The sequence below is a fragment of the Nocardioides sp. genome (genome assembly GCF_030655615.1).
Lineage (GTDB): Bacteria > Actinomycetota > Actinomycetes > Propionibacteriales > Nocardioidaceae > Nocardioides.
The window spans coordinates 1-17,209 of sequence record NZ_JAURVJ010000156.1; the positions used below are offsets into that span (position 1 = coordinate 1).

Genomic DNA, 17,209 nt, shown 5'->3' on the forward strand with positions numbered 1-17,209 from the left:
CGACCTTGCGGCCCATGCCCTTGAAGACGTGGCTGATCATCCGCGACGTGGTCGTCTTGCCGTAGGTGCCGCTCACCGCCCCGATCGGGATCCGGCTCCTGGCACCGGGCGGGACGAGCATGTCGACGACCGGCTTGGCGATGAACTGCGGCTCGCCGATGGTCGGGTGCGTGTGCATCCGGAAGCCGGGTGCCGCGTTGACCTCGCAGATCGCGCCGCCGGTCTCGCGCACGGGCTCGGTGATGTCGGGGCAGATGAAGTCGATGCCGGCGATGTCGAGGCCGACCATCCGGGCTGCTTCCTCGGCGATCTCGACGTTCTCCGGGTGGGCCTCGAAGGTGCGGTCGATCGAGATTCCACCGGTCGACATGTTGCCGGTCAGAGCGAGCTTGATGTGGATGCCCTCGGGCGGCACGTCGGTCATCTCGAAGCCCTGCTCGCGCACCAGCAGCACGGCGGCGTCGTCGACCTTGATCCGGGTCAGCACCTTCTCGTGGCCCACACCGCGGCGCGGGTCGGCGTTGGCGGTGTCGACGAGCTGCTCGACGGTCGCGCTGCCGTCACCGGTGACCGAGGCCGGGACACGCTCGGCGATCGCGGCGACGCGGCCGTCGATGATCAGGCAGCGGTAGTCCTTGCCGACGATCTGCGACTCGACCAGGATCAGCCCGCGCTTGGACTCCGACTGCGCGATCTCGAAGGCCGCGCGGACGTCGTCCTCGTTCTCGTTGTCGAGGATCACTCCGCGGCCGTGGTTGCCGTCGAGCGGCTTGAGCACGACGGGGTAGCCGATCCGCTCGGCCGCGCGGATCGCCTGCTCGACGGTGCGCATGACCTCCTGCTTGGGCACCGGCAGGCCGGCCGCGCCGAGCAGCGAGGTGGTGAGGTCCTTGTCGGAGGCGATGTCGACGGCGATGGCGCTGGTGGCCGAGGTCATCGTGGCGCGGATGCGCTTGGCGTGGACGCCCTGGCCGAGCTGGACCAGGGAGTACTCGTTGAGCCGGATCCACGGGATGTCGCGCGAGACGGCCTCGTCGAGGATCGCCTGCGTCGAGGGGCCGAACGCCGAGCGCTGGGCCCGCTTGATGAACTCCTCGAGCGCCGCGTCCCAGTCGAACTCGGGGTCGGCCTCGACGAGGTGGTTGACCAGCCGGATCGCCAGGCGGGCGGCGGCGAGCCCGACCTTCTCGTCGGCGTAGCCGAAGATGACGTTGTAGAGCCCCTTCCGGCCCTTGACCCCGCGGGTCTTGCCGCGGCGGATGTCGTGGCCGACGACCTGCTGGAGGGCGAGCGCGGTGTGCTCGGCGACGTGGCCGAGCCAGGTGCCCTCGTTGAGCCGCTCGACGAAGCCGCCGCGCTTGCCACGCGAGCAGGAGTGCTCGCGCAGGCCGGGCAGCATCGTGAGGAGGTTGTCGGTGAAGCCCGGGATGGTGTTGGTGGGGTAGTCCTCGAGCGAGCCGAGGTCGACGACGAGGTGGATCGCCTTGTCGTAGGACCACACGTTGGCGCCGCGGTAGACGCGGGTCTCGACGATCGACAGGTCGGGGGTGGGGCGCTCGCTCATGTCGTTGCTCCGTCCTTCTTGTCGCGGGGGCCCCTGCTGCGGGCCAGCCGGCGCTTGAGGGTGCTGGGGTCGGCGTCCGCGGCGGCGATGTCGCGGGCGAGTCGGCGCAGGTCCTGGCCGGCCTCGGCCATCTCGGCGGCCTCGGTCGGGTCGACCGTCGCAGCCGGGGGGACCAGGGTGCGGGTCGTGAGGTCGAAGGCGGACCCGGCGGGGAGCACGTGCAGGACCACCCCGCTGGCCAGGATCGGCGAGGACCGCCGGGCCTCGAAGGCGTTGGTCGTGATCCGGGCCGGGTCCATGATCGTGACCGCACCCCGGCCCAGGACCCGGAGGACCTCGTGGTCGGGCTGGTCGTCGGTCCCGGCCGGGAACGCCTCGACGACGGCCGCGGTGTCCTCGTCGACGCCGATGCCGAGCAGCTGGGGCGACTGGGCGACGATCATCAGCAGGCGACCGTAGCGGTTGCGCTGGTCGAAGTGCTGGTCGATCACCGACGACTCGAGCAGCCCCAGGCCGGCCGCGACCTGGGTCATCCGCTGCTTGGGCGTCGCCCCCGGGCCGCCGAACGCGACCATGTGGCTCGACTGGATGCTCGCGCCCGCCGACGTTCCGGCGATGACCACGCCGCGCTCGCGGGCGGCGACGATCTCGTCGCCCAGCGGGGTGCCGCAGACGATCGCCGAGAGCTTGAGCTGGTTGCCACCGGTCATGAAGATCCCGGTCACGTCGTCCAGCTTCTTGACCAGGTCGGGGTCGTGGGCGTCCTCGCGGGACTCCGGGCGGATGGCGACGACCTCGGCCGCGCCCTCGCGGCGGAAGAGGGCGTCATAGACCTCGACGACCTCCGGACCGAGGGAGGAGGCCGTCGGCACCACCGCGATCCGGGCCTCGGGACCGCCGGAGGCGGTGACGAACTCCTTGAGGATCGTCCGACGGCGCAGCTTGTCCTCCGCGCCGCCGATGATCATGAGTGGACCGGAAGGCATGGCGACCACCCTAGTGACCGCCGCGGCGGACGACCGGCCGGGCGTGGCTGTCCGGCGCCCGCGACGGCGGCCCGGGACGCGTCGGCGACTGGCTAGGATGCGCTCCGATCGTCCAGCCAACGGGACAGGGCCGGCCGAGCGAGTCCCTCCTCCACCTCCTCGAACGTGAGCACCGTGTCCCTACGTGAAATGCTGTACGACGGCCTCGACATGGTCGGGGTGTTCCACCCCGTGTCGCCTGACGCGATCGCGGCCCTGCCGGACGCGCTGGCCGCGCACGTCGCCGAGCCCGCAGGCAAGCCGCTGTGGCGCCGACCGGCCCGCCGCCGACGCTGGGGGCACCGCCGCGTCGGTGCCGTGTCGCTCGCCCGCGGGTGCGTCGTCATCCACCCCGGGCCGATGGGCCCGGCCGAGCTCGCCCTGACGGCGCAGCGCCGCGGCTACGTCGGCCTCCCGATCGCCATCCACGTCGCGGGCGACACGGTGGCCGTCATGCTCCCGCACGACCTGTTCGACGGCGCGTCCGGCTGGGACCAGGTCGAGCGCATCGTGCAGCACGCCACGGCGACGCCGCGGGGCGAGCAACCTCCACGGCTGGCGTTCCCGGTGGCCGCCTCGCTGCGTCACAGCGGGCTGCTCCGAGGGGCGGCGCAGAGCGAGGTGCGGGCGACCCGGCGCGCTGCGGAGCGTGGAACGACCGTCGCACCGCAGGCCGACCCGCCGCTGCTCATCGACGACCAGCGACGCGTCGACGGCCTGCACACCGTCTGGATCGACGCCGGGCAGCGCCAACGGCTCCTGGGCGCCCTGCAGCCCTCCGACGAGGCCACCGGACGCCCACGCCAGACCCTGCACATGCGGCTCACCGGTCTCGTGCTCGAGGCGGTCGCCGAGGCCGTGGAGCCCGGTCTCGACCTGCGGGTCCGGATGAACATCGACGCCCGGCGCTACGCCCCGCCGGGCCGGCAGGTCCTGGGACCCTTCGCCACGCCCTACCCGGTGGGCACCCTGCGCACCATCGACACGAACCCCTCCGCGCTCGGTGCCGAGCTCAAGGGCGTCCTCGACTCCCGGGCGCCGCTCTGGGCCGTGGTGGCCAACCTGGTCGGCTACGTCCGGGGTCGGGTCCGCCACCCGCTGACCGGCCCTCCCGTGGCACCTGGCCGCAGCAGCTTCGACCTCGGGATCTCGATCCTCCCGGCTCGGTTGCCGGCGTCCTTCTGGGCCGCCGGCGACCCGACCAACGCAGTGCTGCTGCTCCACCCCCGCCAGCCCAGCGACCCCTACGTGCAGATCGCCCAGGTCCAGGGCGGCGTCGTCATCACGTTGTGGGACGAGACGGGCCTCGTCGACGCCGACGTCTTCGTCGGGTCACTGCGCGCCCGGATCGGCGACTAGGGTCTGCGCCATGGCTGAGCCCCTCCGGACCCTGGTCGTCATGCGTCACGCGAAGGCGGAGCCGGCGGCGGCGACCGACTTCGAGCGCCCCCTCTCGGCCCGCGGGCACGACGACGCGGTGGACGCCGGCTCCTGGCTCCGCGACCACGAGATCGTCCCGGACAGGGCCCTCGTGTCGGCGGCCCTCCGCACCCGCGAGACCTGGCAGCACCTGAGCGACGGCGCCGGCTGGGACCTGGCGCCCGAGCTCGACGAGGGGCTCTACGCCGCCGACGTCGACACCGCGCTCGACCTGGTCCGCCTGCTGCCCGACGACGTCACGACCGCCGTCGTGGTCGGGCACAACCCGACGATGGCGTCGCTGGCCCAGCTGCTCGACGACGGTGAGGGCGACGACGACGCCACCGCCGAGATGACCATCGGCACCTTCCCGACGACCGCGGCCGCGGTCCTCACCTTCGCGGGCCCGTGGGCCGACCTGGGCCAGGGCACCGCGAGCCTGGCCGCCTACCACGTCGGCCGGGCTGGCTGACGCTCCGGCTGACGCTTCGGCGACCGACCGTCCGTACGCGGGCGGACCCGCCGCGACTCAGGGCAGGATCGCGTCGACGTACCCGCCGTCGACGCGGAGCGCCCCGCCCGTCGTCGCCGACGCCAGGTCGGAGGCCAGGTAGGTGCACAGGTGGGCGATCTCATCGGGCTCGATGAGCCGCTGGATCAGTGACTGCGGGCGGTGCTTGCGCATGAACTCGCGCTGCGCCTCGTCGAACGGCAGCTCGTCACCGACCAGCTCGGCGAGGAAGTCCTCGACGCCCTCGGTGTGGGTCGGTCCGGCGATGACGGCGTTGACCGTGACGCCGGTGCCGGCCGCCGCCTTGGCGTAGCCGCGCGAGACCGCCAGCAGCGCGGTCTTGGTCATCCCGTAGTGGACCATCTCCTCGGGGATCACCACCGCGGAGTCGCTGCAGATGAACTGCACCCGGCCCCAGCCCTGCTCGATCATCCGCGGCAGGTAGGCACGGGTCAGGCGCACGGCCGACAGCACGTTGACCTCGAAGTAGCGGCGCCACTCGTCGTCGTCGACCTCGAGGACCGGCTTGGCGCCGAAGATGCCGAGGTTGTTGACCAGGACGTCGACGTCGGGGGCCGCCGCCACCAGGACGTCAGCGCCCTCGGCGGTCGCGACGTCGGCAGCCACCGCCAGGACGTCGGCGTCCGCCCCGGCCTCGCGGACGGCCTCGGCGGCCCGGGCGCACCGCTCCTCCGACCGGCCGTTGACCACGACCCGGGCGCCGGCGCGGGCGAGCCCGGTCGCGATGGCGAGCCCGATGCCCTGCGTCGACCCGGTGACCGCGGCGGTCCTGCCCTGCAGTGAGATCTCCATGCCGCCAGCATGCCGCGAAGGCCTCCGGGGTGGGTCGGTCGAGCCCCAACTAGGCTGCGCACCGTGGGTGGACGCGGATCTGTGAGCAGGCGGAGCACCCTCGCCGCCCGCCAGATCACCCGCTTCCGGCCGTCGGTGGCCTGGCTGCGGGGCGTGCTGCGGTCGTTCCTCGTCTCGTTCCTGGCCCTGGCCCTCACCCTCTGGCTCGTGCCGGGGCAGCAGGTGCCCGAGGACGGCACCGTGTCGGTCGCCTCGCTCGTGGTGGTCGTGCTCCTGGTCGGAGCGCTGCTGCGCCCGCTGCTCACCCGGCTGACCGTCATCACCGGGGTCTTCGGCCTGCTGCTGACCGGGTTCCTCGCCCAGAGCCTGGTCCTCGGCGTCGCGCTGGCACTGGTGCCGTCGATCGAGCCCATCGACTTCCCCGAGATCGTCGTCGTCGCCTGGCTGGTCGCCGTCGTCGCCGCGGTCCTCAACTGGACCGTCGACGCGTCGAGCGAGGAGGTCCACCTCGGGCAGGTGCTGGGCCGGGCCGTCCGCACGGCCCGACGTACGGACGTCAGCGGACCGGGCCTGCTCGTCGTCCAGCTCGACGGCGTCGCCGAGCCGCTGCTGCGCCAGGCGGCCGCCTCCGGCGCGATCCCGTTCCTGACCCGGACCCTGCGCTCGGGCAGTCACCGCCTGCGCGGCTGGCACACCGGGGTCCCGTCGACGACCCCCGCCGGCCAGGCCGTGCTCCTGCACGGGGCGGAGCTCGCGATCCCGGCGTTCCGCTGGTACGACAAGACGCGTGGTCGGGTGCTCCAGTGCAGCCGGCCGGCCGACGCCGCCGAGGCCGAGGCCGACCTCAGCGACGGACGCGGCCTGCTCGCCGACGGGGGAGCCAGCGTCGCCAACCTGTTCTCGGGCGACGCGCCGTTGCGCGCCCTGACGATGAGCCACGCCCGGCTGCCGGGGAGCGAGCCGGGAGCCGCACAGTTCGCCGCGTCGCGCAGCGGCTTCGTGCGCTCGGTCGTCCTGTTCGCCGGCCAGATCGTGGCCGAGTGGTACCAGGGCCGTCGCCAGCGCTACCGCGACGTGCTGCCGCGCGTGCACCGCGGCGGGTCGTTCGTCTTCCTGCGCGGCCTCACGACCGTCGTCCTCAAGGACCTCAGCGTCGCCATCGTCGCCGAGCAGATGGCGCGCGGCGTGCCCGTCGTCTACGTCGACTTCGTCGACTACGACGAGGTCGCCCACCATGCCGGGCCGACGCGGCCGGAGACGATGCGCACGCTCGAGAGCCTCGACCGCGTGCTGCAGTTCTTCGCCGAGCTCGCCGGCGAGGTCGGCCGCGACTACGAGATCGCCGTCGTCTCCGACCACGGTCAGACCCAGGGCAGCACCTACCTCCAGCTCTCGGGGCGATCGCTCGCCGACGCGGTCCGCGACATCGTCGAGTGCGAGGTCGACGCCGGCGGTGAGTCCGCCGAGGTGATGGGCCCGGCCAACCTGCTGACCGCCAGCGGTGCCGCCCAGCCCGTACGCCGCCTCATCGACCGTCGCACGCGTCAGGCCGACGCCCCCCAGGACGGCCAGGCGGCCGTGCAGGTCGTCGCCTCGGGCAGCATCGCCCACCTCTACCTGCCCGACCGTCCCGGTCGCCTGACCCGCGAGGACGTCGACGCGGCCTTGCCGACGCTGCTCCCCGGGCTCCGCGACCTCGAGCACGTCGGGGTCGTGCTGACCCGGCGCGCCGACGGCGCCGTGGTCGTCGAGAACGCCCACGGCCACCGGGTCCTGAGTGCCGCGGGCGAGCTCGACGGCGAGGGCGCCGATCCGCTGGCGCCCTACGGCGACGGGGCGGCGGCCGACCTGCTGCTCCTCGACACCCGCCGCCACGTGGGCGACGTCGTCGTGCTCGGCCGCTACGACCCGTCCCTGGGCGAGGTCGCGGCGTTCGAGGAGCTGGTGGGCTCCCACGGCGGGCTCGGCGGCTGGCAGACCGAGGCGCTGCTCGTCCACCCGGCCGGCTGGTCGGTCCCCGACGGCCCGCTCACCGGCCTCGACGTCCACCGGCTGCTCGTCGGCCGGCTGGTCGAGCTCGGGCTGCGTCGGTCCGAGCCGGTCACGTCGGACGAGCTCGTGGGGTCGGGGCGTTGAGCGCCGTCACCTGGTGGGGCCACTCGTCGATGACCCTCGAGCTGGGCTCGGCCAAGGTCGCCACCGACCCGCTGATGACCCGACGTCTCTACCACCTGCGACGCGCCGTGCCCGAGCCCCCGGAGGCGGCCTCGCAGGCCGACGTGGTGCTCATCTCGCACCTCCACCACGACCATCTGCACCTCCCGTCGCTGCGCCGGTTCGCCGCCGACGTACCCGTCGTCGTGCCGCGCGGGTCCGGCGCCGCGGTCAGGGGCCTTTCCTCGCGCGAGCTGGTCGAGGTCGAGCCCGGCGACACCGTCGAGGTGGCCGGCGTGCGCGTCGAGGTGCTGCCGGCGACCCACGACGGCCGGCGCGACACGTTCACCCGCAGCCACCGCGACGTCCCCGCCATCGGCTTCCGCTTCACCGACGGCGAGACCAGCGTCTGGTACCCCGGCGACACCGGCGTCCGGCCCGACTTCGCCGACATCGCCCCGGTCGACCTGGCCGCCGTCCCGATCGGCGGCTGGGGCCCGACCCTGGGCGACGAGCACCTCGACCCCGAGGAGGCCGTGGCCGCTGTCGCCGCGGTCGGCGCCCGCTGGGCCGTCGCCGTGCACTACGGGACCTACTGGCCGCTCGCGCTCCGACGCCTCAAGCCGGCCAACCACCACCAGCTGTTCGTGACGCCCCCGCAGCGCTTCCACCGGGCGGCCGCCGAGCGGGGGCTCGACGCCGTCACGCTGACACCGGCCTTCGGCGAGCGGGTCCCGCTCACCACCCGCCCGACCGGCACCGCCTCCGACTCCCTCCCCGGCACCGCGTGAGCGGCGACCTCGGCGTCACCGGCCTGCTCGCGCTCTTCGGCGTCGTCGCCTTCGGTGCCGTCATCCCGGTCGTCCCGACCGGGGCCGCGGTCAGCGCCGCCGCCGTCCTGGCCCGGGGCGACCACCCCTGGGAGCTCGTCCTCGTGCTCCTCGTCGGGGGAGCCGGGGCCTGGACCGGCGACCTGGTGACCTATGCCGTCCTGCGCGCTGCCGGGGCGCCCCTGGCCCAACGCGTCGGCTGGCTGCACGCCGACGACCCCGACGGCACCCTGCAGCACCTACGGGCACGCCTCGAGGCCGACGAGGTGCGCTCGCTGCTGCTCTCGCGGCTGGTGCCCGGTGGGCGGGTGCCCGTCCTGCTGGCGGCCGCCCTCGGCGGCTACCCCGTGCGCCGCTTCGCCAGCGCCGACGTGGGCGCGGCGCTGCTCTGGGCGGCCGTCTACGGCGCGATCGGCGTCGTCGGCGACGCGCTCATCCCCGACCCGGTCGTCGCGATCGTGGTGGTCATCGTCTTCGTGGTCCTCCTCGGCGTCGTGCTGCCACGGCTCAGGAGCCGCGGCCGCAGCGAGGTCAGACCGGCGGAGAGGGCGTGACGATGCCGGCCTCGGCGTCGGCCGCCTCGATCTCCTCGCGGGAGATGCCGAGCAGGTAGAGGATCGAGTCGAGGTAGGGCACGTTGACCGTCGTGTCGGCGGCCTCCTGCACGATCTTGCGGGCGTTGTAGGCGACCCCGAGACCCGCGGCGTTGAGCATGTCGAGGTCGTTGGCGCCGTCGCCGATCGCGATCGTCGCGGCGATCGGTACGCCGACCTCGTCGGCGAACTCGCGCAGCGCCTGGGCCTTGCCGGCCCGGTCGACCACGGCGCCGACGATCTCGCCGGTGATCTTGCCGTCAACGATCTCGAGCTCGTTGGCACGGGCGAAGTGGATGCCGAGGTCGGCGGCGAGGCGGTCGGTGATCTGGCTGAACCCGCCGCTCACGATCGCGAACCGGTAGCCGAGCCGGCGCAGCGTGCGCACCATGGTGCGGGCGCCCGGCGTGACCACGATGGCGTCGTACACGCGGTCGAGGGTGGAGGCGTCGAGCCCCGAGAGCAGCTTGACCCGCTCGCGCAGCGAGGCCTCGAAGTCGAGCTCGCCGCGCATGGCCGCCTCGGTCACCGCCGCCACCTCGGCCTCGTGGCCGGCGTGGGCGGCCAGCATCTCGATGACCTCGCCCTGGATGAGCGTGCTGTCGACGTCCATCACGATCAGGCGCACGCCGCGGCGCAGCAGCGTGGCCGGCTGGACCGCGATGTCGATGCCCTGGGCGGACGCCTCCGCCGCCAGCAGGGTGCGCAGGTGGTCGGGGTCGGCGCCGGAGACGTGCAGGTCGATCGCGGTGACCGGGTAGCGCGCCATCCGCTCGATGCGGTCGATGTTGCCGCCGGTGTCGGCGATCCGGCCCGCGACGGCAGCCATGTGACCGGCCTTGAGCGGGCTGCCGATCACCGTGACGTGGGCCCGGCCGGCGGCCCGGGCGCGGTTGTCGCCGGTGCCGCGCTCGATCTCGACGAGCATGCCGAGGTCGGCTCCGGTCTGCTCGACGGCCCGGGCGACCTTCTTCCAGTCCCGCGGCGCGGTCACGAGGACACCCAGGATCAGCCGGCGCCGCAAGATGATCTGCTCGATGTCGATGACCTCGACCCCGGCCGACGTCAGTGCGCTGAACACCGACGAGGTCACGCCCGGACGATCCTTGCCGGTCAGGGTGACCAGGAGGGTGTCGGGACGCCCGTCCGGTGCGCCTGGCCGCGTGCTCATCGCGGTGCAGGTTATCGGTCGGCCCCGGACTGTCGGTGGTCGCGTCCATGCTGGTGGCGTCCTCAGCATGGACGCGACACCAGGACCACCACGACACCATCGCCACGACCGGAGGGAACCCACCATGAGCGACCAGCAGCACCACGTCCACCACGCGATCGACTACGTCGAGATCACCGTCACCGACCTCGGGCGGGCCAAGGCGTTCTATGCCGCGGCGTTCGGCTGGTCGTTCAACGACTACGGGCCCGACTACGCCGGGATCCGCTGGTCCGACGGCGAGGGCGAGGTCGGCGGGCTCGGCGTCGGCACGCCGTCGGGCGCCGGGGGAGTCCTGGTGCTCCTCTACTCCGACGACCTCGACGCGACCGTCGCCGCGGTCGACGGGGCCGGAGGCACCGCAGAGGCGCCCTACGACTTCCCGGGCGGCCGGCGGTTCCTCTTCACCGACCCCGACGGCAACCGGCTGGGGGCGTGGACGGCGGCATGACGGGCGGTCAGTCGGGCGGCCACACCTCGGGCGAGCAGGCCGCCACCAGCGCGCGTCGGCCGGCCCGGGCCAGGGGCGCGAGCGCCGAGCGCCGCTGCTCCATCTCGACGACGGTGAGGGCGCCCCCGTCGTCCTCCAGCGCGAGCTCGGCGATGCCGAGCGCCTGGAGTCCTCGCGACGCCAGGTCCACGCACCGGGGCGGGATCCCCGGAGGGGCGGCCACGGCCGGGCGGTGACGCAGGTTCATCAGCCGGTCGGCGACCTCGGGGCGCCAGCGGGCGACGTCGAGCGCGGCCAGGCGGTCGGCCGAGTCGAGCAGCACCCCGCGCAACGCACGGTCGGCCTCGCCCACGTCGGGCAGCGGTCGGCGCCGGGCCGGCAGCAGCGTCCACTCGACCGTCGGGCCGACCCGGGTGGGCACGAGCGCCGCGTCGGCGCCGAGCGCGACGACCGCCTCGCCGGCCTCGAGGGCGGCGGCGTTGAGCTCGCTCGGCCCGCCCAGACCGACAGGGTCACCCTCGGCCGGGAAGGCCGCTCCGAACGCCGTGGCGCCGGCCGCGCGCAGTGACGCGAGCGTGGTGACGAGGCCGGTGTCGGGTCCGAGCACGAGGTGGGTGACGTCGCCGTCGAGGACGCCGTCGAGCAGGTCGTCGGGCCCGACGTGACCGCGCAGCCAGGCTGTGGCCCACCAGGCCAGGCGGCCCGAGACGGGGAGCGGGCTGGTCGTGTCGGTCGGCACGGCCCGAACGTAGCGCGCTGCACCTACGTCTCGGGGCACGCCTTAGGGTGACGCCATGGTTGCCGTCCTCGAGCTCGCGGACGTCACGGTGCGTCGTGGGACCTCCACCCTCCTCGACCGGGTGACGTGGGTGGTGCGCGAGGGCGAGCGCTGGGTCGTGCTCGGCCCCAACGGCGCCGGCAAGACCACGCTGCTCCAGGTCGCCGCGGCCCAGCTCTACCCGACCGACGGCCTGGCCGGTGTGCTCGGCGAGCTGCTCGGCACCGTCGACGTGTTCGAGCTCCGGCCGCGGATCGGCCTGACCAGCGCCGCGCTGGCCGAGCGGGTCCCCCGGCAGGAGCTCGTGCGCGACGTGGTGGTCTCAGCGGCCTACGGCGTCGTCGGCCGGTGGCGCGAGAGCTATGACGAGCGCGACCACGAGCGCGCGGCCGACCTGCTGCGCGAGGTCGGCGTGGCCCACCTCGCCGAGCGCACCTTCGGCACCCTGAGCGAGGGCGAGCGCAAGCGGGTCCAGGTCGCCCGGGCGCTGATGACCGACCCCGAGCTGCTCCTGCTCGACGAGCCCGCCGCGGGCCTCGACCTCGGCGGCCGCGAGGACCTCGTGTCCACGCTGTCGACGCTGGCCCACGACCCCGACGCCCCGGCGACGGTCCTCGTCTCCCACCACGTCGAGGAGATCCCGCCCGGCTTCACCCACGCGCTGCTGCTGCGTCAGGGCGCCGTGGTCGCGGAGGGACCCGTCGAGGAGGTGCTCACCGAGCGTCTGCTGTCGGCGACCTTCGGGATGCCGCTGCTGCTCCAGCACGCCGACGGTCGCTGGGCCGCGCGGCGCGACGTCCGCCACCGCTAGACGGCACCCGTGCGGGGGCGCGCACTAGGCTGACGCCATGGGCGAGTGGCTGAGCGACAACGCGTGGAGCGTGTGGCTCGCCGTCGCCGCCGTCCTCGGCGTCGCCGAGCTGATGAGCCTCGACCTGGTCCTCGTCATGCTGGCCGTCGGCGCGCTCGCCGGCATGGTCACGGCGGTGCTCGGTGCGCCGGTCGTGCTGCAGCTGCTGGTCGCCGGTGGCGCCGCGGCCGCGATGCTCACCCTGGTGCGCCCCTCGGTGGTCAAGCGGCTCCACACCGGTCCCGACCTGCGGCTGGGCCACGGCAAGCTCGTCGGCCAGCAGGCCGTCGTCACCGAGCGGATGACCGGGCACGAGACGGGGCGGATCCGCATCGGCGGCGAGATCTGGTCGGCGACGCCCTACGACGACACGTTGTCCATCGAGGCGGGCGAGACCGTCGAGGTGCTGCAGATCCGTGGTGCGACCGCCCTGGTCCACCCGGTCCCGAGCCTGGAGGGTTGAGACATGGCGTTTCTGATCGTGCTGGGCGTGCTGCTGGTGTTCCTGGTGGTGCTGCTGTCCAAGACGATCCGGATCGTGCCGCAGGCGCGGGCGGGCATCGTCGAGCGCTTCGGCAAGTACAAGGAGACGCTTCCCGCCGGGCTCAACACGGTGGTGCCGTTCGTCGACAAGGTGCGCTACCAGATCGACCTGCGCGAGCAGGTCGTCAGCTTCCCGCCGCAGCCGGTGATCACCGAGGACAACCTCGTGGTCGCCATCGACACCGTCATCTACTTCCAGGTCACCGACCCGGTCGCGGCGACCTACGAGATCGCCAACTACATCCAGGCCGTCGAGCAGCTGACGATGACGACGCTGCGCAACATCGTCGGCGGGATGACGCTCGAGGAGACACTGACCAGCCGCGACTCCATCAACTCCGGGCTGCGAGGCGTCCTCGACGACGCGACCGGCAAGTGGGGCATCCGCGTCAACCGCGTCGAGATCAAGGGCATCGACCCGCCGCCCTCGATCAAGGACTCGATGGAGAAGCAGATGCGCGCCGACCGCGACAAGCGCGCGCAGATCCTCACCGCCGAGGGCGGCCGGCAGGCCGCGATCCTCACCGCCGAGGGTCAGAAGCAGTCCGCGATCCTCACCGCCGAGGGCGAGCGGGAGTCGCAGATCCTGAGCGCCCAGGGTGAGCGGGAGTCGCAGATCCTGCGCGCCCAGGGTGAGGGCCAGGCCATCCAGACCGTCTTCCAGGCCATCCACGACGGGCAGCCCGACCAGTCGTTGCTCGCCTACCAGTACCTCCAGATGATCCCCAAGATCGCTGCGGGCGACGCCAACAAGGTCTGGATCGTGCCGAGCGAGCTCGGCAAGGCCCTCGAGGGCCTGGGCTCCACGATGAACGAGCTGCGCGGCATCCCCCAGGAGGTCGACGGCCCCCGGACGCGTGTCGACATGGGTCCGTCCGAGCCCCAGGTCCCGCAGGTCGCCGGGTCCGACGCCCACGACGCCGTCAAGCAGGCGATCGCCGCCGCCGAGAGCGCTGCCCACCCGGAGCGCACCGACCCGGCGATCGACCCGAGCAACGTCCCGCCCGAGGCCCCGGCCCCGGCTCCTGAGGTCCCGACCGAGGCCCCACCCGAGCCCACGCAGGAGTGAGCCCGCTCGAGTCCGTCCTGGTCGCCCTCGCCGGTCTGGCCGCCGGTACGATCAACTCGGTCGTCGGGTCGGGCACGCTGATCACGTTCCCCACGCTGCTGGCGTTCGGCGTGCCGCCGGTGACGGCCAACGTCTCCAACAACATCGGGCTGGTGCCCGGATCCGTGGCCGGCGCGGTGGGCTACCGCGACGAGCTGACCGGTCAGCGCAGCCGCGTGCTGCGGCTGCTCAGCGCGTCGGTCGTCGGTGGTGCGATCGGTGCGGTGCTGCTGCTGGTGCTGCCCGACGGTGCGTTCGAGGCCGTCGTACCCGTCCTGATCATGCTCGGCGTCCTCCTCGTCATCGGCCAACCGCGACTGTCGGCCTGGGTCAGGAAGAGGGCCGAGGCGCGCGGCGTCGAGCAGGACGAGGGCGCCTGGTGGGTGTGGCCCGCCGTCCTGCTCACCGGGGTCTACGGCGGCTACTTCGGTGCGGCCCAGGGGGTGCTGCTGATGGGCGTCCTCGGCATCGGCATCGCCCAGTCGCTGCAGCGGAGCAACGCGGTCAAGAACGTCCTCGCCGCCGCCGTCAACGGCATCGCCGGCGTGATCTTCGTCGTCGTCGCCGACGTCGACTGGCGGATCGTGGCACTCATCGGCGCCGGGTCTGTCGTCGGCGGCCTGCTGGGCGCGCGGATCGGCAAGAAGCTGCCGCCGCTCGCCCTGCGCACGGTCATCGTCGCGGTCGGGCTGACCGCGTTCGTCGTGATCCTGGCCAGCTGAGCGGGCCGGACGTCAGACGGCTTCGACCGCCAGCGTCGTCTTCCTCTCGACCCGCAGGCCGAGGAGGCCGGAGACGACGGCGACGGACGCGACCCCGACCAGGGCGAGCCCCAGCTTCCGCGGGAGCGTGTCGGCCTCGACGGCGGCGTAGGCCGTGGCGGCATCGGCGCCGTCGACGGCTGCCCCGATGAGGACCAGCGTCCGGCGGCCGGATCCCGACGAGAGCAGCGTCGCGGTGCCGAGGGCGATCTCGCGGGAGCCGAACCACTGGGTCAGCAGCGGGTGGCTCGGCGAGACGCCCATGGTCGAGGCGACGAGCTCGGGCTTGACGAGGGAGGCGATGCCGACGCCGATGCGCCCGAGGGAGAGGCTGGTCACGGGGTTCATGGCCGTGACCCTAGTGGTTGCTGTGACGGACCCGGGCGCCGTAGTCCGGGGTCCGGAAGTCGTCGTCCCCGGTGCCGGGACGCTGCCAGTGGTCCAGCACGACGACGTCGTTGCCGTGGGTGCCCTGGACGCTGGCACCGGCCTGCACCCAGCGCGGCGTCCCGAGGCAGCTGCGGGGGAGCGTGACGGTGACGCGCCCGGTCGGGCGGTCGAAGGACGCCGCGATCTCCGGGCACCCGAGCCCCTGCGCCCCACCCCCGACATAGACGTTGCCGCACTCGTCGGGCTCCGAGGGCTCGCCGTAGGTCGTCGGCGTCCAGAGCGAGGCGCGCACCGGCCGCTTCCCGGGGAAGTCGACCACGACGTCGTAGGAGCGGCGGTTGGTCCGCAGCGGCAGCGAGAGGTAGATCTGCTTGAGCTTGCCCAGACCGACGACCCTGAGGACCAGGGTGACGTCGTCGCCGGTGTGGCGGACGGCGAGGCGCCGGATGTCGCCGTTGCGCGAACGGCCCTCGGTCTCGGTGCCGCACGGCGGCGGGTCGGGATCGTAGCCGTAGGTGACGGCATCGCCTGTCGGATCGGGTCCGGACCAGGTGTCGGCCCGGGCCGAGCCGGGCACGGCGAGCAGCAGGGCACAGGTCAGGAGGGCACAGGTCAGGAGGGCGAGACGGCGCACCCCGACAGTCTGACGGACGGGACGGTCCGTGGGCCGCACCCGCGCTCGAGGGCGCGTGAGAGCGTGGCGGCATGGAGCTCTACGACGTCATGCGCACCACCCCGGCGGTCCGCGAGTTCACCGACGACCCGCTGCCGGACGCGACGCTGCGGCGGATCCTCGAGCACGCGCGGTTCGCGCCCAGCGGCGGCAACCGCCAGGGCGCCCACGTCGTCGTGGTCCGCGAGCAGGCGACCCGGGAGCGCCTGGCGGCGCTCTACCCGAGCGCGGTGCGGCGCTACGTCGCGCAGGGAAAGGCCGGTGAGAACCCGTGGAACAGCATCGACCCGCCCGGGCCGACGACCGACGAGATCGCGGCCACCGAGGTGCCGGGCCGGTTCACCGACCCGGTGCTCCACGCCCCCGGTCGTGCTGGTGTTCTTCGTCGACCTCTCGGTCGTGGCCTCGATGGACCAGGACCTCGACCGGGTCGGCGTGATCAGCGGCGGCTCGGTCTATCCGCTCGTCTGGAACGTGCTGCTCGCTGCCCGCAACGAGGGCCTCGGCGGCACCATCACCACGATGGCCGCCGTCGAGGAGCCGGCGGTCAAGGCACTCTTCGGCGTGCCCGACACGTTCGCCGTGGCGGCCGTCGTCCCCCTCGGTACCCCGGTCAAGGTCCTCACCAAGCTCAAGCGGCAGCCGATCGAGGAGTTCGTGACGCGGGAGCGCTACGACGGACCGCCGCTCTGAGCCTGCGGTGACGGATCTCGTGCTCTGGGCCGCGCACCAGGTGGGCGCGGCCGTGGTCGCCGAGCGCCCGCTCGTCGGCGGCCTGACCTCGTCGATGCGCGTGCTCTCGCACGCCGACGGTACCGAGACGGTCCTGCGGGTGATCGATCGCGAGCCGTGGCTGACCCACCGGGCGGCGCTCGCGACGCGCGAGCACGAGACCCAGCTGGGCCTGGTCGGGTCCGGCGTACCGGCCCCGCGGTCGCTCGCGCTCGACGCCCGGGCCGGCGCGCACCTGATGACGTTGCTGCCCGGCGTCGCCGACGCGTCCCGGACCGGCGCCGAGTCGCTGCGGGCCCTGGCGGCGACCCTTGCGTCGATCCACGAGGTGCGGCCCGCCGCCTGGCCGCGGGGCTACCAGTCCTGGGCCTGGGAGGCCAAGCACGTCGTCCCGTCCTGGGCGCAGCGTCCCGGCGCCTGGAGCGCGGCGTTCAAGCTGCTGCGCGGCGAGCCGCCTTCCCACGAGCCGACGTTCCTGCACCGCGACTTCGGGCCCCACAACGTGCTCTGGACCGGTACGTCGGTCACGGGCGTCGTCGACTGGGTCGAGACCTCCACCGGCCCGGCCTGGCTCGACGTGGCCCACGCCGGCACCAACCTCGCGGTCCGCGCGGACCTGGCCGCCGCCGATGCGTTCTCGGCGGCGTACACCGCGCTGACCGGTCGCCCGGCCGTCGGGTACTGGGAAGTCATGGACGTCGTCGGCTTCCTGCCGCCACCGGGTCGCCCGGCCTTCTTCACCGCGCCCGCCGAGCTGCGCCGGCTCGAGGAGCGGCTCGTCGCGGCGCTCGCCAGGGCCTGACC

19 protein-coding genes and 1 pseudogene are annotated in these 17,209 nt (G+C 73.5%); 13 read left to right on the top strand and 7 right to left on the bottom strand.

Annotated elements, in window-relative coordinates:
• Positions 1 to 1,564 (bottom strand): acetate--CoA ligase family protein (locus Q7T52_RS12945; RefSeq protein ID WP_304803120.1); only part of this gene is annotated, 1,564 nt, incomplete at its 3' end.
• On the bottom strand, positions 1,561 to 2,550 hold the full coding sequence (locus Q7T52_RS12950; RefSeq protein ID WP_304803122.1) for a cyanophycinase: 990 nt from the start codon (positions 2,548 to 2,550) through the stop codon (positions 1,561 to 1,563). The genes Q7T52_RS12950 and Q7T52_RS12945, both read right to left, overlap by 4 nt.
• Positions 2,551 to 2,724: 174 nt before the next feature.
• On the opposite strand from Q7T52_RS12950, the gene Q7T52_RS12955 reads away from it, so the two are divergent.
• The gene (locus tag Q7T52_RS12955) at positions 2,725 to 3,948 is read left to right on the top strand and encodes a hypothetical protein (RefSeq protein ID WP_304803123.1); all 1,224 of its coding nucleotides are present in this window, start codon (positions 2,725 to 2,727) and stop codon (positions 3,946 to 3,948) included.
• Positions 3,949 to 3,958: 10 nt separating this feature from the next.
• Complete coding sequence (locus tag Q7T52_RS12960) at positions 3,959 to 4,480, top strand: histidine phosphatase family protein (protein ID WP_304803124.1); 522 nt, start codon at positions 3,959 to 3,961, stop codon at positions 4,478 to 4,480.
• A 57-nt stretch (positions 4,481 to 4,537) separates the two neighbouring features.
• On the opposite strand, the gene Q7T52_RS12965 is transcribed toward Q7T52_RS12960, so the two are convergent.
• Complete coding sequence (locus Q7T52_RS12965) at positions 4,538 to 5,332, bottom strand: SDR family NAD(P)-dependent oxidoreductase (protein WP_304803125.1); 795 nt, start codon at positions 5,330 to 5,332, stop codon at positions 4,538 to 4,540.
• Positions 5,333 to 5,413: 81 nt separating this feature from the next.
• On the opposite strand from Q7T52_RS12965, the gene Q7T52_RS12970 reads away from it, so the two are divergent.
• From Q7T52_RS12970 to Q7T52_RS12980, 3 genes are read left to right on the top strand one after another with little or no spacing between them, the layout of a single operon-like run.
• Positions 5,414 to 7,468, top strand: coding sequence for an alkaline phosphatase family protein (locus tag Q7T52_RS12970; RefSeq protein WP_304803127.1), 2,055 nt, complete (start codon positions 5,414 to 5,416; stop codon positions 7,466 to 7,468).
• Positions 7,465 to 8,277, top strand: coding sequence for an MBL fold metallo-hydrolase (locus Q7T52_RS12975; protein WP_304803129.1), 813 nt, complete (start codon positions 7,465 to 7,467; stop codon positions 8,275 to 8,277). Before Q7T52_RS12970 ends, Q7T52_RS12975 begins: the two co-directional genes overlap by 4 nt.
• On the top strand, positions 8,274 to 8,870 hold the full coding sequence (locus Q7T52_RS12980) for a DedA family protein (RefSeq protein ID WP_304803131.1): 597 nt from the start codon (positions 8,274 to 8,276) through the stop codon (positions 8,868 to 8,870). Before Q7T52_RS12975 ends, Q7T52_RS12980 begins: the two co-directional genes overlap by 4 nt.
• Here Q7T52_RS12980 and serB read toward each other — a convergent pair.
• Positions 8,848 to 10,080: a phosphoserine phosphatase SerB gene (serB, locus tag Q7T52_RS12985; RefSeq protein ID WP_304803133.1), complete on the bottom strand. Its 1,233-nt coding sequence runs from the start codon at positions 10,078 to 10,080 to the stop codon at positions 8,848 to 8,850. The two genes, Q7T52_RS12980 and serB, sit on opposite strands and share 23 nt — an antisense overlap.
• 124 nt (positions 10,081 to 10,204) lie before the next feature.
• Here serB and Q7T52_RS12990 point away from each other — a divergent pair, with 124 nt between their 5' ends.
• On the top strand, positions 10,205 to 10,570 hold the full coding sequence (locus Q7T52_RS12990; protein ID WP_304803135.1) for a VOC family protein: 366 nt from the start codon (positions 10,205 to 10,207) through the stop codon (positions 10,568 to 10,570).
• A gap of 7 nt (positions 10,571 to 10,577) precedes the next feature.
• Here Q7T52_RS12990 and Q7T52_RS12995 read toward each other — a convergent pair whose 3' ends face one another.
• A complete protein-coding gene (locus tag Q7T52_RS12995; protein ID WP_304803137.1) occupies positions 10,578 to 11,309 on the bottom strand; it encodes a hypothetical protein in 732 nt (243 codons plus the stop codon).
• A gap of 55 nt (positions 11,310 to 11,364) precedes the next feature.
• Here Q7T52_RS12995 and Q7T52_RS13000 point away from each other — a divergent pair, with 55 nt between their 5' ends.
• Genes Q7T52_RS13000 through Q7T52_RS13015 form a run of 4 tightly spaced genes read left to right on the top strand, consistent with a single transcriptional unit; the run spans position 11,365 to position 14,571 of the window.
• Positions 11,365 to 12,159 carry an ABC transporter ATP-binding protein gene (locus tag Q7T52_RS13000; RefSeq protein ID WP_304803139.1) on the top strand — a complete coding sequence of 265 codons (795 nt, stop codon included), beginning with the start codon at positions 11,365 to 11,367 and terminating at the stop codon, positions 12,157 to 12,159.
• 37 nt (positions 12,160 to 12,196) lie between these two features.
• Complete coding sequence (locus Q7T52_RS13005; protein ID WP_304803141.1) at positions 12,197 to 12,661, top strand: NfeD family protein; 465 nt, start codon at positions 12,197 to 12,199, stop codon at positions 12,659 to 12,661.
• A 3-nt stretch (positions 12,662 to 12,664) separates the two neighbouring features.
• Positions 12,665 to 13,810, top strand: a complete 1,146-nt coding sequence (locus Q7T52_RS13010; protein ID WP_304803143.1) for an SPFH domain-containing protein — start codon at positions 12,665 to 12,667, stop codon at positions 13,808 to 13,810.
• A complete protein-coding gene (locus Q7T52_RS13015; protein WP_304803145.1) occupies positions 13,807 to 14,571 on the top strand; it encodes a sulfite exporter TauE/SafE family protein in 765 nt (254 codons plus the stop codon). Before Q7T52_RS13010 ends, Q7T52_RS13015 begins: the two co-directional genes overlap by 4 nt.
• A gap of 12 nt (positions 14,572 to 14,583) precedes the next feature.
• On the opposite strand, the gene Q7T52_RS13020 is transcribed toward Q7T52_RS13015, so the two are convergent.
• Together Q7T52_RS13020 and Q7T52_RS13025 are read right to left on the bottom strand one after the other, a co-directional pair.
• Positions 14,584 to 14,958, bottom strand: coding sequence for a hypothetical protein (locus tag Q7T52_RS13020; RefSeq protein ID WP_304803147.1), 375 nt, complete (start codon positions 14,956 to 14,958; stop codon positions 14,584 to 14,586).
• Positions 14,959 to 14,968: 10 nt separating this feature from the next.
• Positions 14,969 to 15,634, bottom strand: a complete 666-nt coding sequence (locus Q7T52_RS13025; protein ID WP_304803149.1) for a hypothetical protein — start codon at positions 15,632 to 15,634, stop codon at positions 14,969 to 14,971.
• Positions 15,635 to 15,723: 89 nt separating this feature from the next.
• On the opposite strand from Q7T52_RS13025, the pseudogene Q7T52_RS13030 reads away from it, so the two are divergent.
• The 3 genes and pseudogenes from Q7T52_RS13030 to Q7T52_RS13040 all read left to right on the top strand — a co-directional run.
• Positions 15,724 to 15,873, top strand: a pseudogene (locus Q7T52_RS13030) (nitroreductase family protein); the annotation flags it as partial.
• Positions 15,874 to 16,042: 169 nt separating this feature from the next.
• Positions 16,043 to 16,366 (top strand): nitroreductase family protein, encoded by a 324-nt coding sequence (locus tag Q7T52_RS13035; protein ID WP_304803151.1) that lies wholly within the window; start codon positions 16,043 to 16,045, stop codon positions 16,364 to 16,366.
• Between the two features lie 7 nt (positions 16,367 to 16,373).
• Complete coding sequence (locus tag Q7T52_RS13040) at positions 16,374 to 17,207, top strand: aminoglycoside phosphotransferase family protein (protein ID WP_304803153.1); 834 nt, start codon at positions 16,374 to 16,376, stop codon at positions 17,205 to 17,207.
• The last annotated feature ends 2 nt before the right edge of the window (positions 17,208 to 17,209 follow it).

Coding starts and splice junctions, on each gene's coding strand:
- Q7T52_RS12950 (WP_304803122.1), bottom strand. CDS start 2,550: ATGCCTTCCGGTCCACTCATGATCATCGGCGGCGCGGAGGACAAGCTG.
- Q7T52_RS12960 (WP_304803124.1), top strand. CDS start 3,959: ATGGCTGAGCCCCTCCGGACCCTGGTCGTCATGCGTCACGCGAAGGCG.
- Q7T52_RS12965 (WP_304803125.1), bottom strand. CDS start 5,332: ATGGAGATCTCACTGCAGGGCAGGACCGCCGCGGTCACCGGGTCGACG.
- serB (WP_304803133.1), bottom strand. CDS start 10,080: ATGAGCACGCGGCCAGGCGCACCGGACGGGCGTCCCGACACCCTCCTG.
- Q7T52_RS12990 (WP_304803135.1), top strand. CDS start 10,205: ATGAGCGACCAGCAGCACCACGTCCACCACGCGATCGACTACGTCGAG.
- Q7T52_RS13000 (WP_304803139.1), top strand. CDS start 11,365: ATGGTTGCCGTCCTCGAGCTCGCGGACGTCACGGTGCGTCGTGGGACC.
- Q7T52_RS13005 (WP_304803141.1), top strand. CDS start 12,197: ATGGGCGAGTGGCTGAGCGACAACGCGTGGAGCGTGTGGCTCGCCGTC.
- Q7T52_RS13010 (WP_304803143.1), top strand. CDS start 12,665: ATGGCGTTTCTGATCGTGCTGGGCGTGCTGCTGGTGTTCCTGGTGGTG.
- Q7T52_RS13020 (WP_304803147.1), bottom strand. CDS start 14,958: ATGAACCCCGTGACCAGCCTCTCCCTCGGGCGCATCGGCGTCGGCATC.